Annotated in this window: 16 protein-coding genes and 1 pseudogene; 10 read left to right on the top strand and 7 right to left on the bottom strand. The window is 67.6% G+C overall.

What is annotated here, in order from left to right; translation table 11 throughout:
- Window positions 1-17 precede the first annotated feature (17 nt).
- Entirely contained in the window at window positions 18-1,289 is a 1,272-nt protein-coding gene (locus tag GRX66_RS03085) for a DUF7405 family protein (protein ID WP_159525216.1), read from the bottom strand.
- A 102-nt stretch (window positions 1,290-1,391) separates the two neighbouring features.
- Between GRX66_RS03085 and GRX66_RS03080 the strand changes: the two genes are divergently transcribed.
- Window positions 1,392-2,495, top strand: a complete 1,104-nt coding sequence (locus GRX66_RS03080) for a hypothetical protein (protein WP_159525215.1) — start codon at window positions 1,392-1,394, stop codon at window positions 2,493-2,495.
- Between the two features lie 159 nt (window positions 2,496-2,654).
- Window positions 2,655-3,059: a CBS domain-containing protein gene (locus tag GRX66_RS03075; protein ID WP_159525214.1), complete on the top strand. Its 405-nt coding sequence runs from the start codon at window positions 2,655-2,657 to the stop codon at window positions 3,057-3,059.
- A gap of 364 nt (window positions 3,060-3,423) precedes the next feature.
- Here GRX66_RS03075 and GRX66_RS20250 read toward each other — a convergent pair whose 3' ends face one another.
- Window positions 3,424-3,546, bottom strand: coding sequence for a hypothetical protein (locus GRX66_RS20250; RefSeq protein ID WP_267903049.1), 123 nt, complete (start codon window positions 3,544-3,546; stop codon window positions 3,424-3,426).
- Between the two features lie 501 nt (window positions 3,547-4,047).
- Between GRX66_RS20250 and GRX66_RS03070 the strand changes: the two genes are divergently transcribed.
- Window positions 4,048-4,416 carry a hypothetical protein gene (locus GRX66_RS03070; protein WP_159525213.1) on the top strand — a complete coding sequence of 123 codons (369 nt, stop codon included), beginning with the start codon at window positions 4,048-4,050 and terminating at the stop codon, window positions 4,414-4,416.
- Window positions 4,417-4,570: 154 nt separating this feature from the next.
- Here GRX66_RS03070 and GRX66_RS03065 read toward each other — a convergent pair whose 3' ends face one another.
- From GRX66_RS03065 to glmS, 3 genes are all read right to left on the bottom strand, one after another.
- Window positions 4,571-4,849: a winged helix-turn-helix domain-containing protein gene (locus GRX66_RS03065; protein ID WP_325063928.1), complete on the bottom strand. Its 279-nt coding sequence runs from the start codon at window positions 4,847-4,849 to the stop codon at window positions 4,571-4,573.
- A gap of 78 nt (window positions 4,850-4,927) precedes the next feature.
- Window positions 4,928-5,437, bottom strand: coding sequence for a DUF7344 domain-containing protein (locus GRX66_RS03060; protein WP_159525212.1), 510 nt, complete (start codon window positions 5,435-5,437; stop codon window positions 4,928-4,930).
- A 118-nt stretch (window positions 5,438-5,555) separates the two neighbouring features.
- On the bottom strand, window positions 5,556-7,376 hold the full coding sequence (glmS, locus tag GRX66_RS03055; protein ID WP_159525211.1) for a glutamine--fructose-6-phosphate transaminase (isomerizing): 1,821 nt from the start codon (window positions 7,374-7,376) through the stop codon (window positions 5,556-5,558).
- A 797-nt stretch (window positions 7,377-8,173) separates the two neighbouring features.
- On the opposite strand from glmS, the gene GRX66_RS03050 reads away from it, so the two are divergent.
- Window positions 8,174-8,779, top strand: a complete 606-nt coding sequence (locus GRX66_RS03050) for a DUF7344 domain-containing protein (RefSeq protein ID WP_159525210.1) — start codon at window positions 8,174-8,176, stop codon at window positions 8,777-8,779.
- A gap of 194 nt (window positions 8,780-8,973) precedes the next feature.
- Here the strand turns inward: GRX66_RS03050 and GRX66_RS20480 are convergent, their stop codons facing one another.
- Window positions 8,974-10,209, bottom strand: coding sequence for a glycosyltransferase family 2 protein (locus GRX66_RS20480; RefSeq protein ID WP_159525209.1), 1,236 nt, complete (start codon window positions 10,207-10,209; stop codon window positions 8,974-8,976).
- A 245-nt stretch (window positions 10,210-10,454) separates the two neighbouring features.
- Between GRX66_RS20480 and GRX66_RS03040 the strand changes: the two genes are divergently transcribed.
- Complete coding sequence (locus tag GRX66_RS03040) at window positions 10,455-13,667, top strand: PKD domain-containing protein (protein ID WP_159525208.1); 3,213 nt, start codon at window positions 10,455-10,457, stop codon at window positions 13,665-13,667.
- A gap of 163 nt (window positions 13,668-13,830) precedes the next feature.
- Here GRX66_RS03040 and GRX66_RS03035 read toward each other — a convergent pair whose 3' ends face one another.
- Entirely contained in the window at window positions 13,831-15,342 is a 1,512-nt protein-coding gene (locus GRX66_RS03035; RefSeq protein ID WP_159525207.1) for a right-handed parallel beta-helix repeat-containing protein, read from the bottom strand.
- Between the two features lie 232 nt (window positions 15,343-15,574).
- Between GRX66_RS03035 and GRX66_RS03030 the strand changes: the two genes are divergently transcribed.
- The 5 genes and pseudogenes from GRX66_RS03030 to GRX66_RS03005 all read left to right on the top strand — a co-directional run bounded on the left by GRX66_RS03030 (window position 15,575) and on the right by GRX66_RS03005 (window position 21,014).
- The gene (locus GRX66_RS03030) at window positions 15,575-16,939 is read left to right on the top strand and encodes an MBL fold metallo-hydrolase (protein WP_159525206.1); all 1,365 of its coding nucleotides are present in this window, start codon (window positions 15,575-15,577) and stop codon (window positions 16,937-16,939) included.
- A gap of 301 nt (window positions 16,940-17,240) precedes the next feature.
- Window positions 17,241-18,303, top strand: a pseudogene (locus GRX66_RS03020) (DUF1616 domain-containing protein).
- 1 nt (window position 18,304) lies between these two features.
- Window positions 18,305-18,883, top strand: a complete 579-nt coding sequence (locus GRX66_RS03015) for a metal-dependent hydrolase (RefSeq protein WP_159525205.1) — start codon at window positions 18,305-18,307, stop codon at window positions 18,881-18,883.
- Between the two features lie 126 nt (window positions 18,884-19,009).
- Window positions 19,010-20,140, top strand: coding sequence for a Gfo/Idh/MocA family protein (locus GRX66_RS03010; protein ID WP_159525204.1), 1,131 nt, complete (start codon window positions 19,010-19,012; stop codon window positions 20,138-20,140).
- A 22-nt stretch (window positions 20,141-20,162) separates the two neighbouring features.
- Entirely contained in the window at window positions 20,163-21,014 is an 852-nt protein-coding gene (locus GRX66_RS03005; RefSeq protein ID WP_159525203.1) for a hypothetical protein, read from the top strand.
- Window positions 21,015-21,018: the final 4 nt, after the last annotated feature.

Here is a 21,018-nt window from a genome sequence, read left to right as displayed (position 1 = left end):
CGCCGCGCGAGCGGTCCTCAGGCATCGGCGCCCTCCGGCGTCGGAAGCGCCCGACGCTGGCGCGGCGGGAGCAGGTAGTTGCCGCGGTGGGTGACCGAGAGGTACTGGCGGATGCCGTTGTTCTGGCGGCGCCCGACGGGCGTCGAGTCGCTGACGTCGTCGCCGTTCATCGCCTCGCGGACGCGCTCGAAGTCCGAGATCTCCCGCTGGAGCGCGAGGAAGTGGACGCCCGCGTTCCCACCGTCCGTGGAGTCGAAGTCCCGGCGGAGCAGCAGTGGCTCGCCGTCCTCGCGCGTCCCCTCGAGTTTCTGCGCGTGCCCGACGACGCCGCGCTCGCTGGCGGTCTCCGCGGGGTCGCCGCAGTCCTCGAGCCTCGGGCTGTCGCCGAGGTTCTCACCGGTCCTCTCCACGGCGCCGCTGTCCGCGTGCGCCGGGCAGAACATCTGCGCGACCCGGGAGTCCCGGTCGTCCTGCTCGTACCACTGCTGGAGGTTCAAGTCGATGTGTGAGACGTGCTGGGTCGCGCCGTCCGCGAAGGCGCCCGACTGGATGGTGACGCGGTCCTCGCTGGCCTGGCTCTTCTCGAAGTCGGACTTGAAACCCATGTACAGCGGGGCGTCCTCGGGGACTGGCTCCGAATCCGGGACGCCGCCGGTGTCCTGGTTGTCGGCGGGCAGCCCCTCACCGACGAAGCCGCTGCGGCGTTCGGCGACCGAGAACACGTCCGTGAGCGCGTCGTCCACGGCGACGTCGTTGGCCGCGTCGCGGTTCCCCCGCAGGGCTTCCTCGGCTTCCAGAACCACCGAAGCGTGGTTGCTGGCGAGGTGAACGATGGCGTCCGGGTCATCGAGAACGGGGTCCTCGAAGTCCGACAGCGGTCGGGGCTCCGGGAGGTCCACGGCGTCCGGCAGGTCGGCGTCGAAGCGCTCGAAGTACGCCGGCGAGTACCCGACAGTGAACAGCAGCCCGTCGCTGGACCACTCGTAGGCGCGTTCGAGCGTCCGGAGCGCCGACGTCACCGTTTCGCGGTCGGCGTCCGTGGGCAGGCCGTCGTACTCCAGGTGGAGGAGCGCGTGGTGGCGCGGCGGCAGCGCGTTCCCGGCGTCGTCCCTGTCGAGATGCTCGTTCCACGCGTGCTGGCGGGACGGCAGCGACCCGGGGTCCTCGACCCCGGCCGGCACGGACACGTCCTCGCGGTCCATGCAGGCAGCGAGCGCGCTCGCGCCCCCGATGGCGACGGCGGACTGGAGGAAGGCGCGGCGACTGACGCCGCGGTTCTCGCGATGCATGCCCGGAACTTACGGGCTCACGCGAAAAGCCGTTCTGGTGCGCCCGTCGAATTCGAGGGGTGAACCAGAACCCGAAAGAGCACCGAGGCGTAACTCCCACCAATGGCACCCCTTCGAGCGGCCTCCCGAGCGCTCGGTGCGGCCGTCGCACTCGGCGCCGTCTCCGGGTCGGTGGCCGCCCACACCGGGACGACACACGCTGGCACCCCACACTGGCTGTTGTTCGTCCTCGCTGTCCTCGGCCTCGCGAGCGCCGTTGGCGCACTCACAGCGTATCGCCGCAGACGCCTCGCGGGACCGGTCGCTGCCCCGGTCGGTCTGCTCGCCGCCCTCGTCGGCGCGTTTGGCCTCGTCGGCCTCGTCGAGTTGCAGGTCGTCGCCGAGACCGGGCCGCAGATTCGGGACGTCTACCCGACGCTGAGCCTCGTAGTCGGCGCGGCGATGGCTGTCGGGAGTCTCGTCGCCGGTCGACTGCGCTGGCCGAACCGGCCCCGGTACGCCGGGCTCGGCATCCTGCTGGCCGCCTGGGTGGTCTACCCCGTCATCATGCCGAACGGCGGCACCTACCATCCCGCGGGGTACGCGCTCGTCGCCGCCGTCCTGTTCGCCGTCGCGTACATTCTGAAGCGCGACGCCTGGGGGGTCGTCCAGAGCCTCCGCAGGGACCGACGGCCACTGACGGCTGGCGGCCTCGCAGGTGTCCTGTTCGCCGTCTTCTTCGCGTTCTCCGCGGGCACGGTGACGTTCAATCCGGACTCCGGAATCGGTGCGCCGACCGACACGACCGTCGTCTTCCTCCCGGTTGCGGACCCGCTGGTCGCGTGGCCGGCCGTGGAGTTCGTCTTCCCGTCCGTCCCGATGGCGGGGTTCGTCTCCCTCGGCACGCTCGCGTTGCTGGCGTTGCTCGGGTCGCTTGTCGCGACCAACGTCGGCGTGCTCGTCCAGCAGGCGCGCGCCGAGAGCGCCAGCGGCGGCCGGACGTCCGCGCTCGGGATGGCGGCGACGTCGGGCGCGACGGCGTGCTGTTGCTGTGCCCCCGCGTTCTACGGCGTGCTGTCCGTGCTGTTCGGCGCGGCCGCGACGCCCGCGTACTGGGCGTTCCTCGACCCGACGTCTCCCGTCGGCGGCGTGTTCTTCGCCGCGAGCGTCGTGCTGTTGCTCGGCAGCGTCGTGCGCGCGACGGGCGGAAGCGCGTCGGTCGCCTGACGAGCACCGAAGCCTGCAACGGCAGGTCGCGGCCGGCCGAAGATTCCCGGGAGCCCCATAAAAGTCCGCGCTGCGAGACGTATCGTCGACGTGGGTCCCATCGCCGCCCGCCAACCGCGTCGGACAACGCTTAACACCTCGGGGAATAGCAGTGTATCTATGGACGATATTTTCGTCGGCCAGTTGATGTCGGACAGCCTCCACACGGTCACGCCGGACACGTTCGTCGAGGACGCCGCCCAGGTAATGATCGACAACGAAATCGGCTCTGTCGTCGTGGTGAACGACGACGGCCACCTCGAGGGCATCCTCACGAACACCGACTTCGTGACGATCGTCGCGAAGAGCAAGCCGAAAGCCCGGACGACCGTCGAGCGCTACATGACGACGGACGTCGAGACCACGCAGGCCCAGGATTCGATCCGCGACGTTGCCGACGCGATGCTCGAACACGGCTTCCACCACATGCCGGTCGTCGACGAGGACGAGAACGTCATCGGCATCATCACCACGAAAGACCTCGCGTCGTACATCTCGACCGTCCAGACGCCGAGTCCCGCGTAGCGCTCGGTCCGCTTGCCGACGCCAGTTGTGTCAGTACGTTCTCGACGTCTCCGGTCGGTGTGCTCCGGAGCAGACGCCAACGCCGCCGAATCGAGACGATTTCCCATCGCGATACTGTCTGTAACTCGACCAATAACGTCGCGGTGCTCCCGCCGCCGCGTCCGGTAAAGAAGCTCGTTCTGTCGCGGAAGAGGTGCCTAATACCACACGGAGCGTCGCCTGAGCAGACTGAACGCCGCGCGCGTCGGAACTGAACGAGAACGCGATTCTGCGATGATAAGCTGACCGTACGTTCCGAAAAGAGCGAACGGACGCGGGTCCACCCCGGAACCCGCGCGAGTTTGGCAGGGGGTATCGTCTGCGATCAATCGCCGTCCGCGTCGGCAGTATCCTCCGGTTCGAGCAGGTGGGGGCCGCGCCGGTACTTCGGTGTGTTCGCGAACTCGGTCATCCGCCGCTGGTCAGCCTCGGTGATACGATGTGCCATCACTGATTTTCTTGCACGGGGTCAGCAAAGTAATGGCGCTCGTAATCCCGATAAGCATTGCATTAAACGTTCACGCGACGAATCGCGCCCCGACACAGGACGCCTCCCCAGTGCAGTGCCACCGATCCGGAGACGCTGCGGTCGAACCCACGGTTCGCGAAGCACTGCAATCAAATATCCGCGCGAAGCGGCCGCCCTCACTGGCTGAGTCGTAGTGTTCGGTGAGCGCCGTAAGTGAAAACAGCGGTGGAATTCGCGCGAGTGCCGGGCGCGATCAGTCGGCGTACTCGTCCACGAGGTTCGGCCGAGTAGTTCGTTCGATAGCCAGTGCAGCCAGCGCCGCCGTCGCGAAGACGACGGCCGCGAGTAGCTTGCTTCGCATCACAGTTCGACACTACGAGTTGCAGCGCTTCGTTATGCAGTCGGTTCCGGTGTCGTCGCTCTTCGGCCGTCCAACCACCGGACGCATAACAAACTCTTCGACGGACGGACGACAGTTCGATGGAGTGCGCACGCCTGACGGCCCGCGACGTCGAGTGGTCGCTCGTCGGTGTGCTCGCCGCCACGAAGAGCGCGGACGTTGCCACGACGCTGGTCGGGCTGTGGACAGTCCCCGGTGTTCGGGAGGTCAACCCCCTCGTCGCCGGAGCGACGCAGGCCGTCGGCGTTCCGGTCGCAGTGCTCGCGCTCGGCGTCGCCGCCGTCGTTTGTATTACCGTCGTGACTGAAGCCGGCGCTGCGGCGGTCGAGGCGACGGACCGGACGCCGCCCTGGGGGCCGAAGGCGGTCAGACTGACGGGGTACGGACTGGGGTCCGCGGTCCACCTCTCGGTCGCGGCGGCGAACGTCGCACTGCTGGTCTCCGCGTGACCGAATACGTTCCAGTTAACAAAGGGGCAACGGCGCCTCTCCCCCATTGGGGAGCCGAACCACGGCCCGCGCAGAACGCGCGGTCGTCTGCTCCCCAGCCCCGTTCGGACCCGGAACAGCCCACCCCCCACCCCATCCCCGTTCTCCGCTTTTCTCACTCGGCGAGGTCCTTCGCCTGTATGAGGTCCCACGTCTCCGCTCCCTTCGACGTGATGCCGTACACGCGTCCCTTCCGGCGCTCCTCCGGCACGAGAAGTTCCACGAGGTCGCGGTCGCGCAGCGAGTTCAGCGCCCGCGAGACGTGCGTGGCCGCGAGGTCGACGTCAGACGCGATCTGGGTCGGCGTCGCCGGCCCCTCGGCGAGCCGACCGAGGACGACCGTCCGGTGGTCAGAGCTGATGACGTACCCGACGACGTCCCAGTCCTCCGTCACGACCGCCACCCCCCGGCACCCGCCGCTGTCTCGGGACCAGTCGTCGCGCGTCCGCGTGTCGTCCTGTCTTGCATGGTATCACCGCCTCGACCGCATCCAGTAGTGGACTGCCGCGACGACGCCGAAGGCCGCGATGATGACGACGTTCACCGCAGTCATCGATATCGCGTCGAACGCCGCCGGGAAGAGAGCCATCGCGACGTACGCGGCGAGTCCCGCGACGGCGACGGCCGCGTACACGTACTGCCACGGAATCTCTCGCTGGTCGCCCTCCGGGAGGTACGTGTCGAGCTCCTCGATGTTCGACGTCAGCGATACCTCGCCGGTGTCCTTGTCGTAGTCGACGAGCCCCGAATCGGCGAGCTTCGGGATGTGTGTCTGGTACAGCGACACGTAGACGCGCTTCACTTGCTGGTCCGTGAGGTCGTCGACGTCCGTCTCGTTCTCCCACGCGGCGACCCGCTTGGAGAGCTCACTGAGCTCGATCGGCTCGTCGCGGCCCCGAAGGAACGAGAGCACGAACCGTCGGCGAGCGTTGCTCAGCAGGTCGTAGACCGTGTCCTGCGTCAGGGAGTCTTGTTGAGACATCTGTTGTTGCCGTGGGTTGTCGGCACCCGGCGACCGCCCGAATTCCGGGCGGCGCTACTGCCCCCGGATCGCGCGGGATAGAGCGAGCAGTTCGTCTGCTGGCGTCGTACTGGAACGGTCACTCTACGGTCACACTTTTCGCGAGGTTGCGTGGTTTGTCGATGGATCGCCCGAGCAGGTCGGCGACGTGGTAGGACACCAGCTGTAACTGGACGTTCGCGAGCACGCCAGCGGCCACGGGATGGGTGTCCGGGATGGGGAGAAACTCGTCGACGGTCGCCGCCACGTCCGTCGACTCCTCGCTACCGACGCCGACGACCGGCGCCCCCCGGCTGACGACCTCCTCGACGTTGTTCAGCGTCTTGTCGTCGTACTGGCCCGCGAACACCGCGAACACCGGCGTGTCGGGCGTGACCAGCGCGAGCGGGCCGTGCTTGAGTTCGCCGGCTGCGAACCCCTCGGCGTGCTCGTACGTGATCTCCTTGAACTTCAACGCCCCCTCGAGGGCGACGGGGAAGGCCACGCCGCGGCCGATGAAGAAGTGGCCGTCCCTGTCGCGGTATCGCGCCGCCAGGGACTCCACCGACGACTGGTCGAGAACCTGCTGGACGTCGCCGGGCAGTCGCTCCAGGGCGCGAAGCACGCGCTCGCGGTCCGCGCCCCGCTGGCCGGTGATGTCCTCCGCGAGGCGCTCCCGGAGCAGCGTCAGGACCGCGACCTGCGAGGAGAACGTCTTGGTCGCGGCCACACCGATTTCGGGGCCGGCACGGATGAACACCGCGTCGTCGCAGACCCTCGCGGCCGTCGACCCGACGACGTTCGTCACGGCGAGCGTGCGAGCGCCGCGCTCGCTGGCGAGCCGAATCGAGGCCAGCGTGTCCGCCGTCTCACCGCTCTGGGTGACGGCAATCACGAGCGTGTGCTCGGAGACCGGCGCCGGCGTCGTCGCGTACTCGCCCGCGCTGAACACCTGCGTCGGAACGCCGCGCTCGGCGAGCAGCTGTCTGGCGTACAGCGCAGCGTGATAGGACGTCCCGCACGCGACAATCTGGACGTCGTCGACGTCAGAGAAGCAGCCCGGCGGGAACGCCTCCAGGTCGACGTCGCCGTCCGGGGTGACGCGGCCCCGGATTGCGCGCTCCAGCGCTGCCGGCTGCTCGTGGATTTCCTTGAGCATGTAGTGGTCGAAGCCGTGGCGTTCTGCGTCCTCGGGCTGCCAGTCGACGGCGGTCACGCTCCGGTCGACCGAACTGCCGTCGATGGCGGTGACCTCGTGGTCGTCGGCTGTGATGCGGACGACGTCGCCGTCTTCGAGGAAGATGACGTCGGCGGTGTGTTCGAGGAACGACGGGACGTCGCTGGCGACGAACCGCCGGCCGTCGTCGACGCCGACGACGAGCGGCGACCCGTTGCGGGCCGCGTAGATGGCGTCCGACCCGGCGACGACCATCGCGACGGCGAATCGTCCGTCGAGGCGGTCGAGTGCCGCGCGGAACGCGGTCTCGACCGAGCGGCCGTCCGCGAGGTGCTCGCTGACGAGGTGCGGGACGACTTCCGTGTCGGTATCGCTCGTGAACGTGTGGCCGCGCTCGGTGAGTTCCTCGCGGAGCGCGGTGTAGTTCTCGATGATGCCGTTGTGGACGACTGCGACGCGGTCGTCGCAGTCCGTGTGGGGGTGTGCGTTGGCGTCGGACGGTGCGCCGTGGGTACTCCACCTGGTGTGGCCGATGCCGACCGACCCCGAGGGTTTGACGACGTCGAGTGTCTTCGCGAGCTCCTCGATTTCTCCCTCGCGTTTCACCACGGAGACGGTGTCCTCACCGGGCGTGGCGATGCCGCTCGAGTCGTAGCCGCGGTACTCGAGGTTGCGGAGGTCGTCGAGGAGTGTGTCGACGACGTTCTCGCGGGCTGGTCCCGCGCACGCCGTTATTCCACACATGCCGTGCCTCCCGCGGTCAGTGAGCGTCGTCCGACAGTGTCGGTGTGCGTGGGGACGCTGGAGTCGGGTCGCCGACGACCGGTGTGGCCGCCGGGGGGGTGTCCGTTCCGGGTCGTCTGTCGTGGCCGGCTGCCTGGTGGCGAAGTATGTAGAGTCATTGGTGTTTGCGGGGTACCTACTGCGGTAACGTACGCCAATCGGGTCATCCGGGCATTGTTATTCGGCAGTTGCCAGTCGCTTGACGGCGTTATGCCGCGTAATCCACAAATACTGGAACCGAAAGCGACCCCCGAAACTGCCTACTCAGCACGCGGGTCACGCGCCTCGGCGGTATCTAATCCATAACTAAGGGGGTAGCCCGTGGTTTTCTTGACAGAAATGACCGTGCCCTGGCGACGAGGGGGGTGGGTCCAGCCACTCGCCACGGTACCGAACCGACAAGTATCGCGGACAGGCGTCCGCTACCGGACGTCAGTCGAAACACTGGATCGGAGCGGACCCACTGTGGAGGTTCCAATCAGCTCAGGAGAAAATGCAACATGCCAACGATTGCCAAAGTATTATGATTCTACAAACAAATTGACTACGTTGGAAGCAAGCGACACGGAGAGGGACGAGCCAAACGGGCGCGAACCAGTCACTTCGCCGATGGGTCGCCATGCCTACGGGAGCGTTGCCAGTACTCGCGATGAGAACGACGCACCGACACGTTGGGGGACCAGTCCAGCACGTACCGACACACCATCCAAACGGGGGCAACACACTGCGACAACACACGGCACTCGCCAACCACCAAAATGATAGAAGCGACTCAGTCTGGCGACAGATCCGACACGAACGTCGGTTCAGACGCAGCAGGGGGCGCAACGAAGCCGCCCGAACCTGACATCGACGCCGAACCGCCCGCGGAGGAGGGCGCAGCGGAAGCGTTGCCGCTCGACGTCACCTTCGAGATACTGAAGAACCGCCGCCGCAGGCTCGTGCTGGAGTATCTGCGGGACGCCGCGGAAACGACGATCGGAGAGCTCGCCGAACACATCGCCGCCATCGAGAACGACACCACCGTCCAACAGCTCAACGCACAGCAACGGAAACGCGTCTACATCGGTCTCTACCAATGCCACCTGCCGAAGATGGACGACGCCGGGGTCGTCGAGTTCAACCAGGACCGCGGCCACGTCGCCCTCGGCGAGAACGTCGAGCCGCTGTACAAGTACCTCGACATCGACGACGCCACAGACGACGAAGCCGCGTTCTCCACGGTCCACGCCGGGGGGTACGTCGCGTTCGCGACGCTGTTTTTCGTCGCACAGCTGTCGAACGCGTACGCCGTCGCCAGCGGCATCGTGGTCCTCTTCCTGCTCGCAACGCTGTGGGTCACGTACCGCATCAACCGTCGGTAGTTCTCCCACGTCTACATTTCTCGCGGCGCGGGTGTCGCTGGTTCCCAGCGTACACCCGAAGTCTTCCCCCAAAACGTACTGTCAGGCGAAGCCATAGTCCGTAGGTTGGCCACCTGCCAGGGAGTTCCGTACACAGTCACCCTCGCGTAGCCCGACCGACGCGAGTCAGCCGCCAGTAGCCGCCTGCCGGGCCCTCAGTCCGCCGCGGTGTCCGCCTGCTGGCGGTGCTCGCGAATCCGCTCCCGGATTCTGGCGGCTATCGACGACGGTTCCTCGCCGGGGTCCGCGTCGAGGACGTACCGCCACTCCCGGGGCTCGAGTGTGACGGACACCGCTCGCTCTCTGGACGCACCGGAACCGGAATTCCCGTCGACCGCCGAAGCGGGTCGCTGACTGGCGGACGCGTCGGTGGCCACGGCGGGCTCGGTGGGAGTCGGCGCACTGTCGTCGGGCGTCTCCGTGTCGTTCAGTTCGTCGTTCGCAGCCGCGTCCAGCACCATCGCAGCCACGAACGAGAGCACGCCGAGCAGGCCGAACACCACCGCGAAGCCGGCCCTGGCTGTCGGTGTCCCGAACCGGCCGACGCCCGGGAGCGCCCAGACAGCCGCGAGGACAGCTGTCAGCGACGCCACCCCGCCTGCCGCGTACGCCCCCACGAGCGGATGGAAGTCGAAGACGAGGTACTTCGTCTTCAGTCGCCAGAGAAAGTTCCGCGCGAGCATCAGCGACACCCGCGGGACGTAGGTGTGGTACTTGATGTGACTGTCCTCGTCCGCGTACCTGATCGGCCGGGGGACGTCCACGACGCGCATCCCCGCGACGTTCAACTTCACGAGGATGTCGTTGCAGTAGCCGTAGAACTCGTACATCGACTCGATGTCCGCCTGCTCGAGCGCGTGCAACGAGATGGCGGTGTACCCGCTCTGTGAGTCCCCGCCGGCCCAGTACCCACTGGCGATTTTCGTGAGAGCGGTCAGGATCGCGTTGCCGACGAACCGGAACCGCGGCATGTCCCCGCGGTCGGTCCGACCGAGCAACCGATTGCCCTTCGTGTAGTCCGCCCGCCCGTCCAGAATCGGGTCGAAGAGGTCGCCGAGGACCTCGGGGTCCATCTGGCCGTCCCCGCCCATGACTGCCGTGACGTCGATACGTTCCTCTCGTGCGCGGAGATAGCCGGTTTTGATCGCGCCGCCGACGCCACGGTTCCGTTCGTGCCGGATCGGGACGACACGGTCCGGGAACTGGCCGCTCTGGGACTCGTTGACCGCACTCGCGGTCTCGCGGATCTCCTGCCAGGTGTCGTCTGTCGATCCGTCCTCGACGACGTACACTCGGTCGACGAACGCGGGCACTGACTCGATGGTGTCGCCGACGAAGCCGGCCTCGTTGTACGCCGGAATGACGACTGCCGTGGTGTGTCCTCGGTACATTGTCGTGACGCCGGCGCTCCGGCGGTTCGTAGTGGGGTAAACGGACTCGGAGTATTGTTATCCGTCCCCTGTCCCGGCGGGCCGCCGCCGGGAGGGGGCAGCAAGCCCGCGCTACTGTCGGATGCGAACACAAACGGAGAACGCCTTCAGCCGGGTGCTTAGACCGCCAAATGCAGGATTTCTCTGCACGTGGTGTCGGGAAATTCGTACATAACAAAGGACGCGTCGAAGCGACTCGGCTACCAATGTCCGCCCGGTTCTCGTTCGGCGCCGTCGCCGCCGCCGCAGTCGTCACACTCGTCGTGCTCGCGCCCGTCGTGGGCGTGATTCCAATCACTGCGAGCGCGCAAGCCCAACACTCGTCGTACGCCGTGGCCCAGGGGACCACGTGTTCTGTGGTCGACCCAGTGACGAACACGAGCCAGACCGCCTCGTCGTTCTACGACTACCGGAACCCCTACCCGTATATCACAGGGAATCCGTTCGCGTCGACGTACAGTTCGTACGGCACCCAGGCGTACCAGGAGACGAGTACAAGCAAACTGCTGTTCTACGAGGGCGCGGACGGCGCGAGCTTGGTGCTCGTGCACGACCGTCTCGGCGACGAGGACGGTGGGAGCACCGTCTCGATGCGGTTCAGCGGACTGCCGAGCGACGGAGAGTGGGTCGTCGAGGACGACGAGTACCCCGGGCGCGACGACGAATGGACCGTCGGCGATACCACGACGACCGTCGACTGGATGTGGGCAGAGAACCGGACTGACGGCGGCGTGTTCCGTGGCATCGGCGACATCGGCGACCCCGTGATCCTCTCCCCGCGATTCAACGAGGACGCCGCTGCATGGGGGGACTGGAATTACTCGGGAAGCTCGGAATACCGCATCGACAGCTGGACAGTCGTCGACGCGGGCGGCAGCGACGTGGAACTGGACCGCGACCGGCGCACGTTCGTCCACGGTGGAACGTGTCAGGTGACGCCGCCGAACGCCGCCGTCGACGGGCCGACGTCCGCCGAGACCGGTGAGAGCGTGACCTTCGACGCCGGCGACTCGACCGACGACGAGGCGCTGGGCGGCTTCGAGTGGGACTTCGACGGCGACGGCGAGGTCGACCAGGTGACGACCGACCCCGGGGTCTCGCAGGTCTTCGACCAGGCGGGCACCCACACGGTGACGGTGACCGCGTTCGACAGGTACGGGAACGGCGACACAGCGACGATGAACGTCTCGGTGAGTGTGCCCGCGTCGCCGCCGAACGCCAGCATCGCGGCGCCGGCGGAGGCGGTCGTGAACGAATCCGTGACCCTGGACGCCACCAGTTCAACCGACGAGGGCGAAATCGTCGCGTACCGCTGGGACGCGGACGGCGACGGCGTCTACGAGCTGAACACCACGGACGCGACCATCGAGTACACGTACGAAACCGTCGGCCTGGTGTCGCCGCTGGTGACTGTCGTCGACGACGACGGGACCATCAACTCCGACGCGACGACACTCACGATCCGAGAGCCGAACCAGCCGCCGAACGCGACCCTCGATGCGCCGTCGTCTGTGGCAGCCGGCGACGCAGTGACCCTCGACGCCAGCAACTCCACTGACGACCGCGGCATCGACCACTACGAGTGGGACGTCGACGGCGACGGCGAAGTGGACGCAGAGACAGCCGAACCCCGGACCACGCACACGTACAGGAGTCCGGGAACCGTCACGGCGACGGTGACGGTCGTCGACACGGACGACGCGACGGCGACCACCAGCCAGGCGATCACCGTCGAACCGGTCGGCGACCCGCCGGACGCTCGCATCGAGGCGCCCGAAAGCGCGCTCGTCGGCCAACCGGTGACCCTCGACGCCAGCAACTCCACTGACGACCGCGGCATCGACCACTACGAGTGGGACGTCGACGGCGACGGCAGCGCGGAGGCCAACACGAACGCATCGGTGTTCGAGCACGCATACAACGAGACCGGGTTCGTGAGTCCGCGCGTGACTGTCGTGGACACGGACGGGAACGCCAACGTGGCGACAGCGAACATCAGAGTGGAGCAAGGCGACAGTTCGCCGACGGCGGCGTTGACCGCGCCAGCCAACGCGACCGTCGGTAGCGAGGTGACGTTCGACGCGAGTAATTCGACGGACGACGGCACCATCGTCGAGTACCGCTGGGACCCCGACGGCGACGGGACTGTCGACGGAACGACGAGCGAACCCACGTACGCCCACACCTACGAGACGGCGGGCAACTTCGAACCGAGCGTGACCGTCGTCGACGACGACAACGTGACTGCGACCGCGTCCGCGACCGTGCAGGTAGTTTCGGCCGGTAACCCGCCGAACGCTTCGCTCAACACGCCCGCCGAGGCGACGGTCGGCGACGCGGTGTCGCTCGACGCGAGTGCGTCCGGCGACGACCGCGGCATCGACCACTACGAGTGGGACGTCGACGGGGACGGCACCGTCGAGCGCGAGACCACCGGCCCGGTACTTGACCACACCTACGAGAGCGCCGGCGAAGTCACACCGAGCGTGACGGTCGTCGACACCGACGGCTTGACCGCAGCGGCGAGCGGTTCGCTGACCGTCGCGGCACGGTCCAGCGGCGGCGGTGGCGGCAACAGCGGTAGTAGCGGTGGCAGTGGCGGTAGTACCGGTGGCGGCGCGAACACCGGCGGAAGCGACAGGAACAATGGCGGGAGTGGCGGAACCGGCGGGGCGAACGGCGACGCCGACGACGGCGCTGGCGGCCAGGACGACGACACCGAGACGTCCGGAGAACCACAGTTCAGTCGCGTGAACGTGTCGCTGTCCGCCGAGGAACTACTCGTCGGGGAGACGCTGGTGGTCGAAGCGACGGTGTCGAACACCGGGAACGCAACCGGGACGAAGGGAGTGGAGTTCGAGGTGGACGACGAGATCGTCCGCGACCGCCACCTCACACTCGCCCCGAACGAGACGCGGACGGTGTCGTTAACCCGGGAGTTCACGACACCCGGGACCAGGACCATCAAGGTCGACTTCCAGGACAAGCACTACGTCACAGTCAATCCGCTCGAGCCGGACATCCGAATCAATCGCCTCCAGGTCGACGAGTCGGTGACGGCCGGGGAGTCCTTCGACGTCTCGGCGGTCGTCGTGAACACGGGGGAGGCCGAGGGCCAACGCACGGTCGAACTGGTACTGTTCGGGCAGGTGGTCGACGCGGAGACCGTCTCCCTGGACACCGGTGAATCCACGCGCGTGACGTTCACGCGCGCGATCCAGTCCGCCGGGTCGTACGACGTCGTCGTCGGCAACGAAACGACGACCGTGGACGTGATTGGGAACGCGACCAACTCGACGACGGCAGAAACGACAGGCGACGGGGCCACGGGCGCGGAGGTCCCGGGCTTCGACCTGGCCCTCGCGGTGGTGGCGATCGCTGTCGCCGCGATAACAATCCTGCGACGGCACCGGTCGTAGCGCCGATCAAGCCCACGGGTCGCTCACTACCCGCCGGGGGCGGCGGTTTGTGGTATCTCTGAAACAGAACGGCCAGTTCCGATTGGGTCCGGCGCCGAGCCGTATGTTCCGATTGTGCTCGACGAAGAATGGTCCGTCCCCGCTCCTCCGAACGCCAGGGCCGTCAGTTCGAGTTGTTCTCGAAGCGATTGCCCGACGATCCCTGGCGTTCGACGACCTGGTGGTGTTCGTTCCAGTAGATTCTGTTCGACCCCACGTGGTTGTTCGTGGACCCCCGGATGTCGACGCCGTCGTCGCGGTTGTCGGCGACGACGTTCGAGACGACGGTGCTGTTGTGGACCGAGCGGAAGAACAGGCCGTCGTTGGCGTTCTGCCGGAGCGCGTTGGCTTCGACCGTGACGCCCGTCGCATTGTGGACGTCGATGCCGTCGTCGCCGTTCTGACTGGCGGTATTGTTCGCGAGCGTGTTCCGGGACCCGACGACGTAGACGCCGTCGTCGCCGTTCCGGGAGACGTTGTTCTCCGCGACGCGGTTAGCCGAGGCGTTCGCGAGGTGGATGCCGTCGTCGCGGTTGTCGGAGACCGCGTTCGCGTGGACGCTCACGTTCGCGGATTCGAGGACGTGAACGCCGTCGCGGTTCGCCGTCAGGTCGTTTCCGTCGACGGTCACGTCAATCGTCTCCGAGAGGTAGATTCCGTGGCCGTTGGTTCCGGTCACCGTGTTGTTCTGAACGTGGTTGGTGGCGTCCACCTGCCTGGTGTCACTGACAGCGGGGTACTGCTGGACGCCGAACAGCCGTCCGCCGTCGGCCGCCCGGCCGAACTGGTGGCCAGCCAGGTCCAGCGTCACGAACTGCCGCTGTGACTCCCGCTCGGGCGCTTCGCCGAGAATCTGGACAGCGTGGTCGGTCGCCGCCTCGAACGTGTTTTCGCGGACCGTCACGCTGCCCGAGTCGTCGACGACGACGCTGCCGTTGCTCGCCGTGATGGCGTTCCCCGCGACGAGCACGGAGTGCGTCCCGTTGACGGTGACGCCGCTACCGCTGGCCTCCGTGACCGAGTTGTTCAGGACGTCTGTCTCCGGCGCCTCGACGCTGACCGCAGTCCCCCGGAGAGTGCTGAACGCGTTGTCCGCGACCACGTTGCCGGTTCCGCCAGTGACCCGGACGCCGTCCGTCGAGTCCGCCACTGCGTTGTCGGCGACGACGACGCCGCTGGTGCCGTCGTCGAGTGCGACGCCGACGAGCGAGACGTTCCCAAACGTCGACCCGGTGACTTCGCCACCGTCGACGTCCTCGAAGGCGACGCCGGTCTGCCAGTCTTCGACGACGAGGTTCTGGACCACGACGTCGTCGACGCCGCTGGCGGTCACCGCCGCTCCGCCGGGCGTCTCTGCGGTGACGGTGTAGCCGTCGCCGAGAATCGTCACGCCGCTGGCGGTCACTTCGAAGCAGTGAGCGCTTCCTTCGTTCTGGATGGCCGCCGTGAGCCGATAGACGCCTGGTTCGTCGATGGTGCCGCAGGAATCGAGCGTGTGCCCTGGCTCTGACTCCGGCATCGCGGTTCCAGCCGCAGTGCCGGCGGCCGCGGGGCCGACGACGCCGGCCGCCACGACTACCCCCACCACGAGCGCGACGAGCGACGTGGTGGCGAAGTTACTACCTGTTTGTTGCATGTTCGTCGCCTACCGACACCGTACGACCCCATTGTAAGCCAGCGCCTTCCGCAGGCAGTCGCGAGGGTTCTAGTCGAACGGATAGCCAGCAATCGGCGCACCGGAAGTGCGAGAAAATGTCCGGCTACAGGCGTCCTCGGAGCGGTATACTTCGAGAACGGAGTGCCGAACCGCACACGGCGTCCCGGGAGTCGCCGCCTAACAAAGTGGCGGCGGGGGAGTGAACGGCTGTATGCAACTCCGGCACCTGAAATCGTCCAGCGTCGTGGTCGAATCGGGGGACACCTCGGTGCTCTGTGACCCGTGGCTGCTCGACGGTGCGTTCTACGGCTCGTGGGCCCACTACCCGCCACTCGACTTCGAACCGGAGGACTACGCCGACGTCGACTACATCTACGTCTCGCACATCCACCCCGACCACTTCCACAGACCGACGATGGAGCGCCTGGACACCGACGTCCCGGTGCTCATCCACGACTACGCCACGGACTTCCTGAAGCGGAACGTCCAGCGCCTGGGCTTCGACGTCGTGGAACTCCCGCACGCCGAACGCACCCACCTCGCTGGCGACCTGCACGTCAACGTGCTCGGTGCGGACAACTGCGACCCGTCGGTCTGCGGGAACTACTTCGGCTGCGGGTGGTGGACGGACTCCGCGGGCGACCGCAGCACGGACGGCTCGACGCAGATCGACTCGATGGGCGTCTTCGACGACGGCGAACACGTGCTCGTGAACGCCAACGACTGCAGGTGGCCGCTGTCAGAGCGCGCGTGCGCCGTCGTCGCCGACCAGTACGAGGACATCGACGTGCTGCTGATGCAGTACGCGGCGGCGAACTTCTACCCGCAGTGCATGGAGGACTACACGCACGAGGAGAAACTCGGCGCGCGCGACGAAGTCATCTACGAGATGTACCGGGACGCCGAGGGGTTCGTGAACGCGCTCGAACCGGACTACTTCATGCCGTTCGCCGGCAGCTACACCCTCGCGGGGTCACTGGCAGACCGGAACCAGTACGTCGCGTCACCGCGCCGCATCGACGCCTACCGGCACTTCGAGCAGAGCGACACCATCCAACCCGACCACAGCGAGCCCGTGCTCCTGAACAGCGAGGCCGTCTTCGACCTGGAGACCGAGTCGCCGTCCGAACCGTACACGCCCATCGACGAGGGCGCTCGCGAGGCGTACGTTCGCCGCGAACTCCAGCACCGGACGTTCCCGTACGAGAACGACGACGACCCGTCGCTGTCCGAGCTGACGGAGTTGGTCGGTCCGGCGTTCGAGCACATGGACGCCAAGCGGGCGGACATCGACTGGGCCAGCGACACGGTGGTCCTCGTCGACCTCGTCGACGACCACGTCGCCGCGCTCACGATGAACGGCGACGGCCACGAGATCAAACCCGTCGAGGACGCCGACACCGACAACGGCTACGTCCGCATTTCCATGGACGAACGGCTACTGGCGCGCATCCTCCGCGGGCCGCAGTACGCCCACTTCAACAACGCCCAGATCGGCTCCCACATCGGCTTCCGAAAGGAACCCGACGTCTACGAGCGCCCCCTGTACTACGCATTGAGTTTCTTCCACGCCTGATCGCGACCTCGGCCCCGCGTCGAAACCGGCACGCAACGGCCTCCCACGCGGCTTCGCTTCGAAACCGGTCTGCAACGACCATCCGCGCTGCTCCGTGGCTGCGGGCTACGCACCGCCTAACAATGCCCAGTGGTTCCCTGGGTGAGACCAGACTGATGGACGAGTACGGCCGCACGGGAGCGACTACGTCCCGGCTACCGACGAATCCGGACAGCGAATACAGCGGCCACCCGTGCGGGGAACTGGCGGGTGGCCGCAGTTCGGACGACTGCCTCGAGGCGGGCCGACAGAGGGGCGCCTGATGGCGGGCGCGACCGACGTCGGCACCGGTCAGTGGCAGGCGTCCGGCGTGCTCGTCGTCGCGGGTGACCTCGCGGTGGTCTCTGGCTACGCTGTCGTCGCAGGTGCGGCGATCCTGACGGGCGTCATTTCCGGTCCGGCCCGCGTGCTGGTCGCTGCGCCGCTGGTCGGGTTTGCACCCGGGTACGCCGTCGTCTCCGTTTTGTTTCCCGCACGCAGGGTGACCGAGTCCGCGCTCGTCGAGCGGGTGGGCTCGCGGGCCATCGTGGCTCGAACGAATCAGCCTCGCAGTCGGCACGTCGCTGGTCGTGCTGGTGTTGAGCGCGATCGGACTGTCGCTGGCGGGCGTGCCGTTCCAGACGACCGAGGTCACCACGACCGTTGTCGCGCTCACCGCCGCCCCGGCACTGGTCGGTGTGGCTCGTCGCCAGCGACTCCCCGCAGGCGAACGGTTCGCCGTACCGCTCTCCGCGGTCGCCGACCGGATCCGGGCGGGGACTGTGGAGGCGGCCCCAGTCGACGCAGCCCTGAACGTCGCCCTCGCGATCGCCGTCGTTGTGGCAGCGAGCACGCTCGCCGTCGGCTTCGCTGCGCCCGACAGCGGCGAGGCGTACACGGAAGTCGCGCTCCTCACCGACGAGGGCGACGAGCTCGTCGCGGGCGACTACACGACCGCGGTCCAGCGCGGGGAGAACGTGACGACCACGCTCACCGTGGAGAACCAGGAAGGCGAATCGACGACGTACACGTCAGTCGTGGTTCTGGAACGGCTCGACACTGACACCGACGAGACCGTCGTGCTGGAGCGCGAGGAACTCACCCGGGTCGACGTCGACGCTGCAGACGGGGAGACCGTCCGCGAGGCGCTGTCCGTCCAGCCGGCGATGCTCGGCGACGACCTCCGGCTGAGCGTCTACGTGTACGAGGGCGACGCGCCCGCCAGCGCGACTGCCGATACCGCGCCGCACCACCTCTACATCTGGCTGGACGTCCAGCGGCCCGACGGTTCGACCGAGCGCGTCGCTGACCGCCCAGCCAGCGGCGTCTGGACGGCGGGCGCGTAACATGTGGCCGTGGGAGCACCTGGCATTCGCGTACGTCCTGTTCTCGCTTTCGAGTCGCATCCGCTGGCAGCGCCCGCCGACCACGCGCGCGCTGCTCGTCCTCGCAGTTGCGAGCGCGCTGCCCGACCTCGTCGACAAGCCGCTGGCCTGGTGGGTGACTGTCCTCCCGGCGGGCCGGTCGCTCGGCCACTCGCTGCTCGTCGCCGCTCCGGTCGTCGCGGTCGTGCTCGTCGCGGGCGCGCTCGTCGACGAGCGACCGATCGCAGTCGCGTACGTCATCGGTCACCTCTCGCATCTCGCCGGCGACGTGGTCTACCCCCTGATCGTCAAGGGCGAACTCCGCGTCGGATTCCTGGCGTGGCCGCTCGCCGCGGCGCCCGCCGGCGAACCAACACAAGCACTCCCGCACCTCCAGGACCTCGTCGGCGCGTTTCTGGCGTTCCTGTCCACCCCGCGCGGCGCCGCCTACCTCGCGGGAGAAGTCGGCTTGCTCGTGCTGGCGCTCGGCCTCTGGCTGGCGGACGGCCGGCCCGGTGCCTCGCTGTTCTGGCCAGGCGGAGCCGACCCCGTCAGCGACTGACGAGTCGGTCGCGCGGGCAGAGCGTTGCTGGCAGCGACAGGGCGGTCGACCGGTCGCGGGCGGCCGGAGGCCGCGGTAGACAGTAGCCGCAGTATAACAATCCGGTGCGCGGGTGACCTGCCGTCGATGACACTGCGAACAGCAGTCGTCGGCGGCGGCACCGTCTCCGGCGTCCACCTCGACGGCCTCTCGAAGAATCCCCGCACGTCGCTCGCCGCGATCTGTGACACCGACAAAGACGCCGCACGCGACATCGCCGCGGAGTACGGCATCGACGCCTACGTCGACGCGGAAGCCATGCTCGCGGACACCGACCTCGACTGGGCACACATCTGCACCCCAGTTCAGACTCACCTCCCGCTCGCGAAGCTGTTCATCGAGGCCGGCGTCCCCATCCAGATCGAGAAACCAATCACGGAGACCTACGAGGAGTTCGAGGAACTGGCCGCGTGCGCCGACCGCCACGACGTCGTCGTCACCGAGAAACACAACCACAACTTCGACCCGGTGATGCGGGCGGCGATGGCCCAGCGCCGCAGCGGCGAACTCGGCGAGGTCCGTGGCGTCGACGTCGTCTACACGGGGTCGAGTCGCCCGGACGACGCCAACCGCGGCCCGTGGAACTTCGAACTCGCGGGCGGCGAATTCGAGGAGGGCGTCCCACACCCCGTCTACCTCACGCTGCGCGCTGGCGGCTACCCGCGCAGCGAGCGCGCCGTCACAGCGACGACGGCGCTGTTCGGCGACTACGACCGGGAGTTCGCCTACGACAGCGCACAACTGCAGTACGTCACCGAGAACGACGTGCTGTGTACGACGAAGGTCCTCGGCGGGACGCGACCCGTCAGGCGCGTGCTCGTCCACGGCTCTGAGAAGTCGCTCACGGCGGACCTGATCTCGCAGACGCTCGTGGAGCACGACCGCGACTACAAGGCGTCCGCGGCGGCCCGGGCGATGAACAACCTCGACGAAGCGGGCGACCGCCTGACTGGCACCGTCGCGAACGCTCGCGCGGTCCTCAAGCGCAAGCGCAACGAGGACGACTGGCACACGCTGCGCCTCCTGAACGCGCACTACTACCAGAACGACGCGGAGTCGCGAGCCCTCCTCGGCGGCGACCCGGACCAGCTGCCAGTGCCGCTCTCGGAGTCCCGCTGGACGATGTACCTCATGGGGGAGATTCGGAATGCCGCCGCCAGCCCGGAGTCGCGGGGGAGCCATCCCGTCGAACCGACACTCGGCCGGGACGACGAGTGACCACTCGGACACACTGGAACCGATGGTAGCGAACGGCATCGGCGAAACGGTCGACGGGCTCGTGCGCTCGTTCGGTAAGCGTCTCGTGGACCGCCAACCGGAACTAGAGCGGGTCCTGCTTCGTCTCCGAGACGCGTACGCACGCGGACACGTTGCGGCGAGAGTCGCGGCCAACAGGCTGCGGTACGACGCACCGATCAGACCCTACCGCCTGCTCACCGTGGACCCAGACGACGTGGAGCGCGTTCGGGGGTTCTCGGCGCCGAAGTTCCGGCACGCGGGCCTGGTCGTCGCCGGCGACTGGGACCAGACGGACACGCGCTTCGAGGACATGGACGTGTATCGCGCGTACGAGCGGCACTTCGAGGACGGCGTTCCGTGGGCCGAGACCGACTTCTACGACCGCATCGTCGGCGACATCGAGGCGGGCCGCGAACAGTGGGGCTGTACGACGCGCGCCGACTTCGAGCGGCGCTGCGAGCAACTCGACGCGCTCTACGAGACCATCGCCGAGGAGGGCTACAAGACACAGGCCGAACTCGCCGCCGGCGAGGCCGTCGACCCACTGGCCACCCAGGACACGCTCAAGACCGAGCGGTTCAAACACGAGATATCGGTGCACGTCGCCCGCGACGGCGAACTCCTGTTCGACGACGGCCGGAACCGGCTGTCCATCGTGAAACTCCTGGGTCTGGACGCCGTGCCGGTTCGCGTGCTCCGGCGGCACGCCGACTGGCAGGCCACCAGAGACGCCTACGTCCGAGGGGACCCCGCCGTCGAACACCTCGGCGACCACCCCGACGTGGCGGCACTCGAGTTCGGCAGCGTCGGGTCCGGCGGCCCCTTGCGACGGCGCACCGGCAGGGTCGCGTGACGCC

This window comes from Halobacterium bonnevillei, assembly GCF_009831555.1.
GTDB classification, from domain to species: Archaea; Halobacteriota; Halobacteria; order Halobacteriales; family Halobacteriaceae; genus Halobacterium; species Halobacterium bonnevillei.
Note: the sequence above shows the minus strand (reverse complement) of the source record. Positions and strands in the feature narration are given on the sequence as shown.

Coding starts and splice junctions, on each gene's coding strand:
- GRX66_RS03085 (WP_159525216.1), bottom strand. CDS start 1,289: ATGCATCGCGAGAACCGCGGCGTCAGTCGCCGCGCCTTCCTCCAGTCC.
- GRX66_RS03040 (WP_159525208.1), top strand. CDS start 10,455: ATGTCCGCCCGGTTCTCGTTCGGCGCCGTCGCCGCCGCCGCAGTCGTC.
- GRX66_RS03030 (WP_159525206.1), top strand. CDS start 15,575: ATGCAACTCCGGCACCTGAAATCGTCCAGCGTCGTGGTCGAATCGGGG.
- GRX66_RS20480 (WP_159525209.1), bottom strand. CDS start 10,209: ATGTACCGAGGACACACCACGGCAGTCGTCATTCCGGCGTACAACGAG.
- GRX66_RS03015 (WP_159525205.1), top strand. CDS start 18,305: ATGTGGCCGTGGGAGCACCTGGCATTCGCGTACGTCCTGTTCTCGCTT.
- GRX66_RS03035 (WP_159525207.1), bottom strand. CDS start 15,342: ATGCAACAAACAGGTAGTAACTTCGCCACCACGTCGCTCGTCGCGCTC.
- GRX66_RS03050 (WP_159525210.1), top strand. CDS start 8,174: ATGATAGAAGCGACTCAGTCTGGCGACAGATCCGACACGAACGTCGGT.
- GRX66_RS20250 (WP_267903049.1), bottom strand. CDS start 3,546: ATGGCACATCGTATCACCGAGGCTGACCAGCGGCGGATGACCGAGTTC.
- GRX66_RS03070 (WP_159525213.1), top strand. CDS start 4,048: ATGGAGTGCGCACGCCTGACGGCCCGCGACGTCGAGTGGTCGCTCGTC.
- GRX66_RS03080 (WP_159525215.1), top strand. CDS start 1,392: ATGGCACCCCTTCGAGCGGCCTCCCGAGCGCTCGGTGCGGCCGTCGCA.
- GRX66_RS03005 (WP_159525203.1), top strand. CDS start 20,163: ATGGTAGCGAACGGCATCGGCGAAACGGTCGACGGGCTCGTGCGCTCG.
- GRX66_RS03075 (WP_159525214.1), top strand. CDS start 2,655: ATGGACGATATTTTCGTCGGCCAGTTGATGTCGGACAGCCTCCACACG.
- GRX66_RS03010 (WP_159525204.1), top strand. CDS start 19,010: ATGACACTGCGAACAGCAGTCGTCGGCGGCGGCACCGTCTCCGGCGTC.
- GRX66_RS03060 (WP_159525212.1), bottom strand. CDS start 5,437: ATGTCTCAACAAGACTCCCTGACGCAGGACACGGTCTACGACCTGCTG.
- glmS (WP_159525211.1), bottom strand. CDS start 7,376: ATGTGTGGAATAACGGCGTGCGCGGGACCAGCCCGCGAGAACGTCGTC.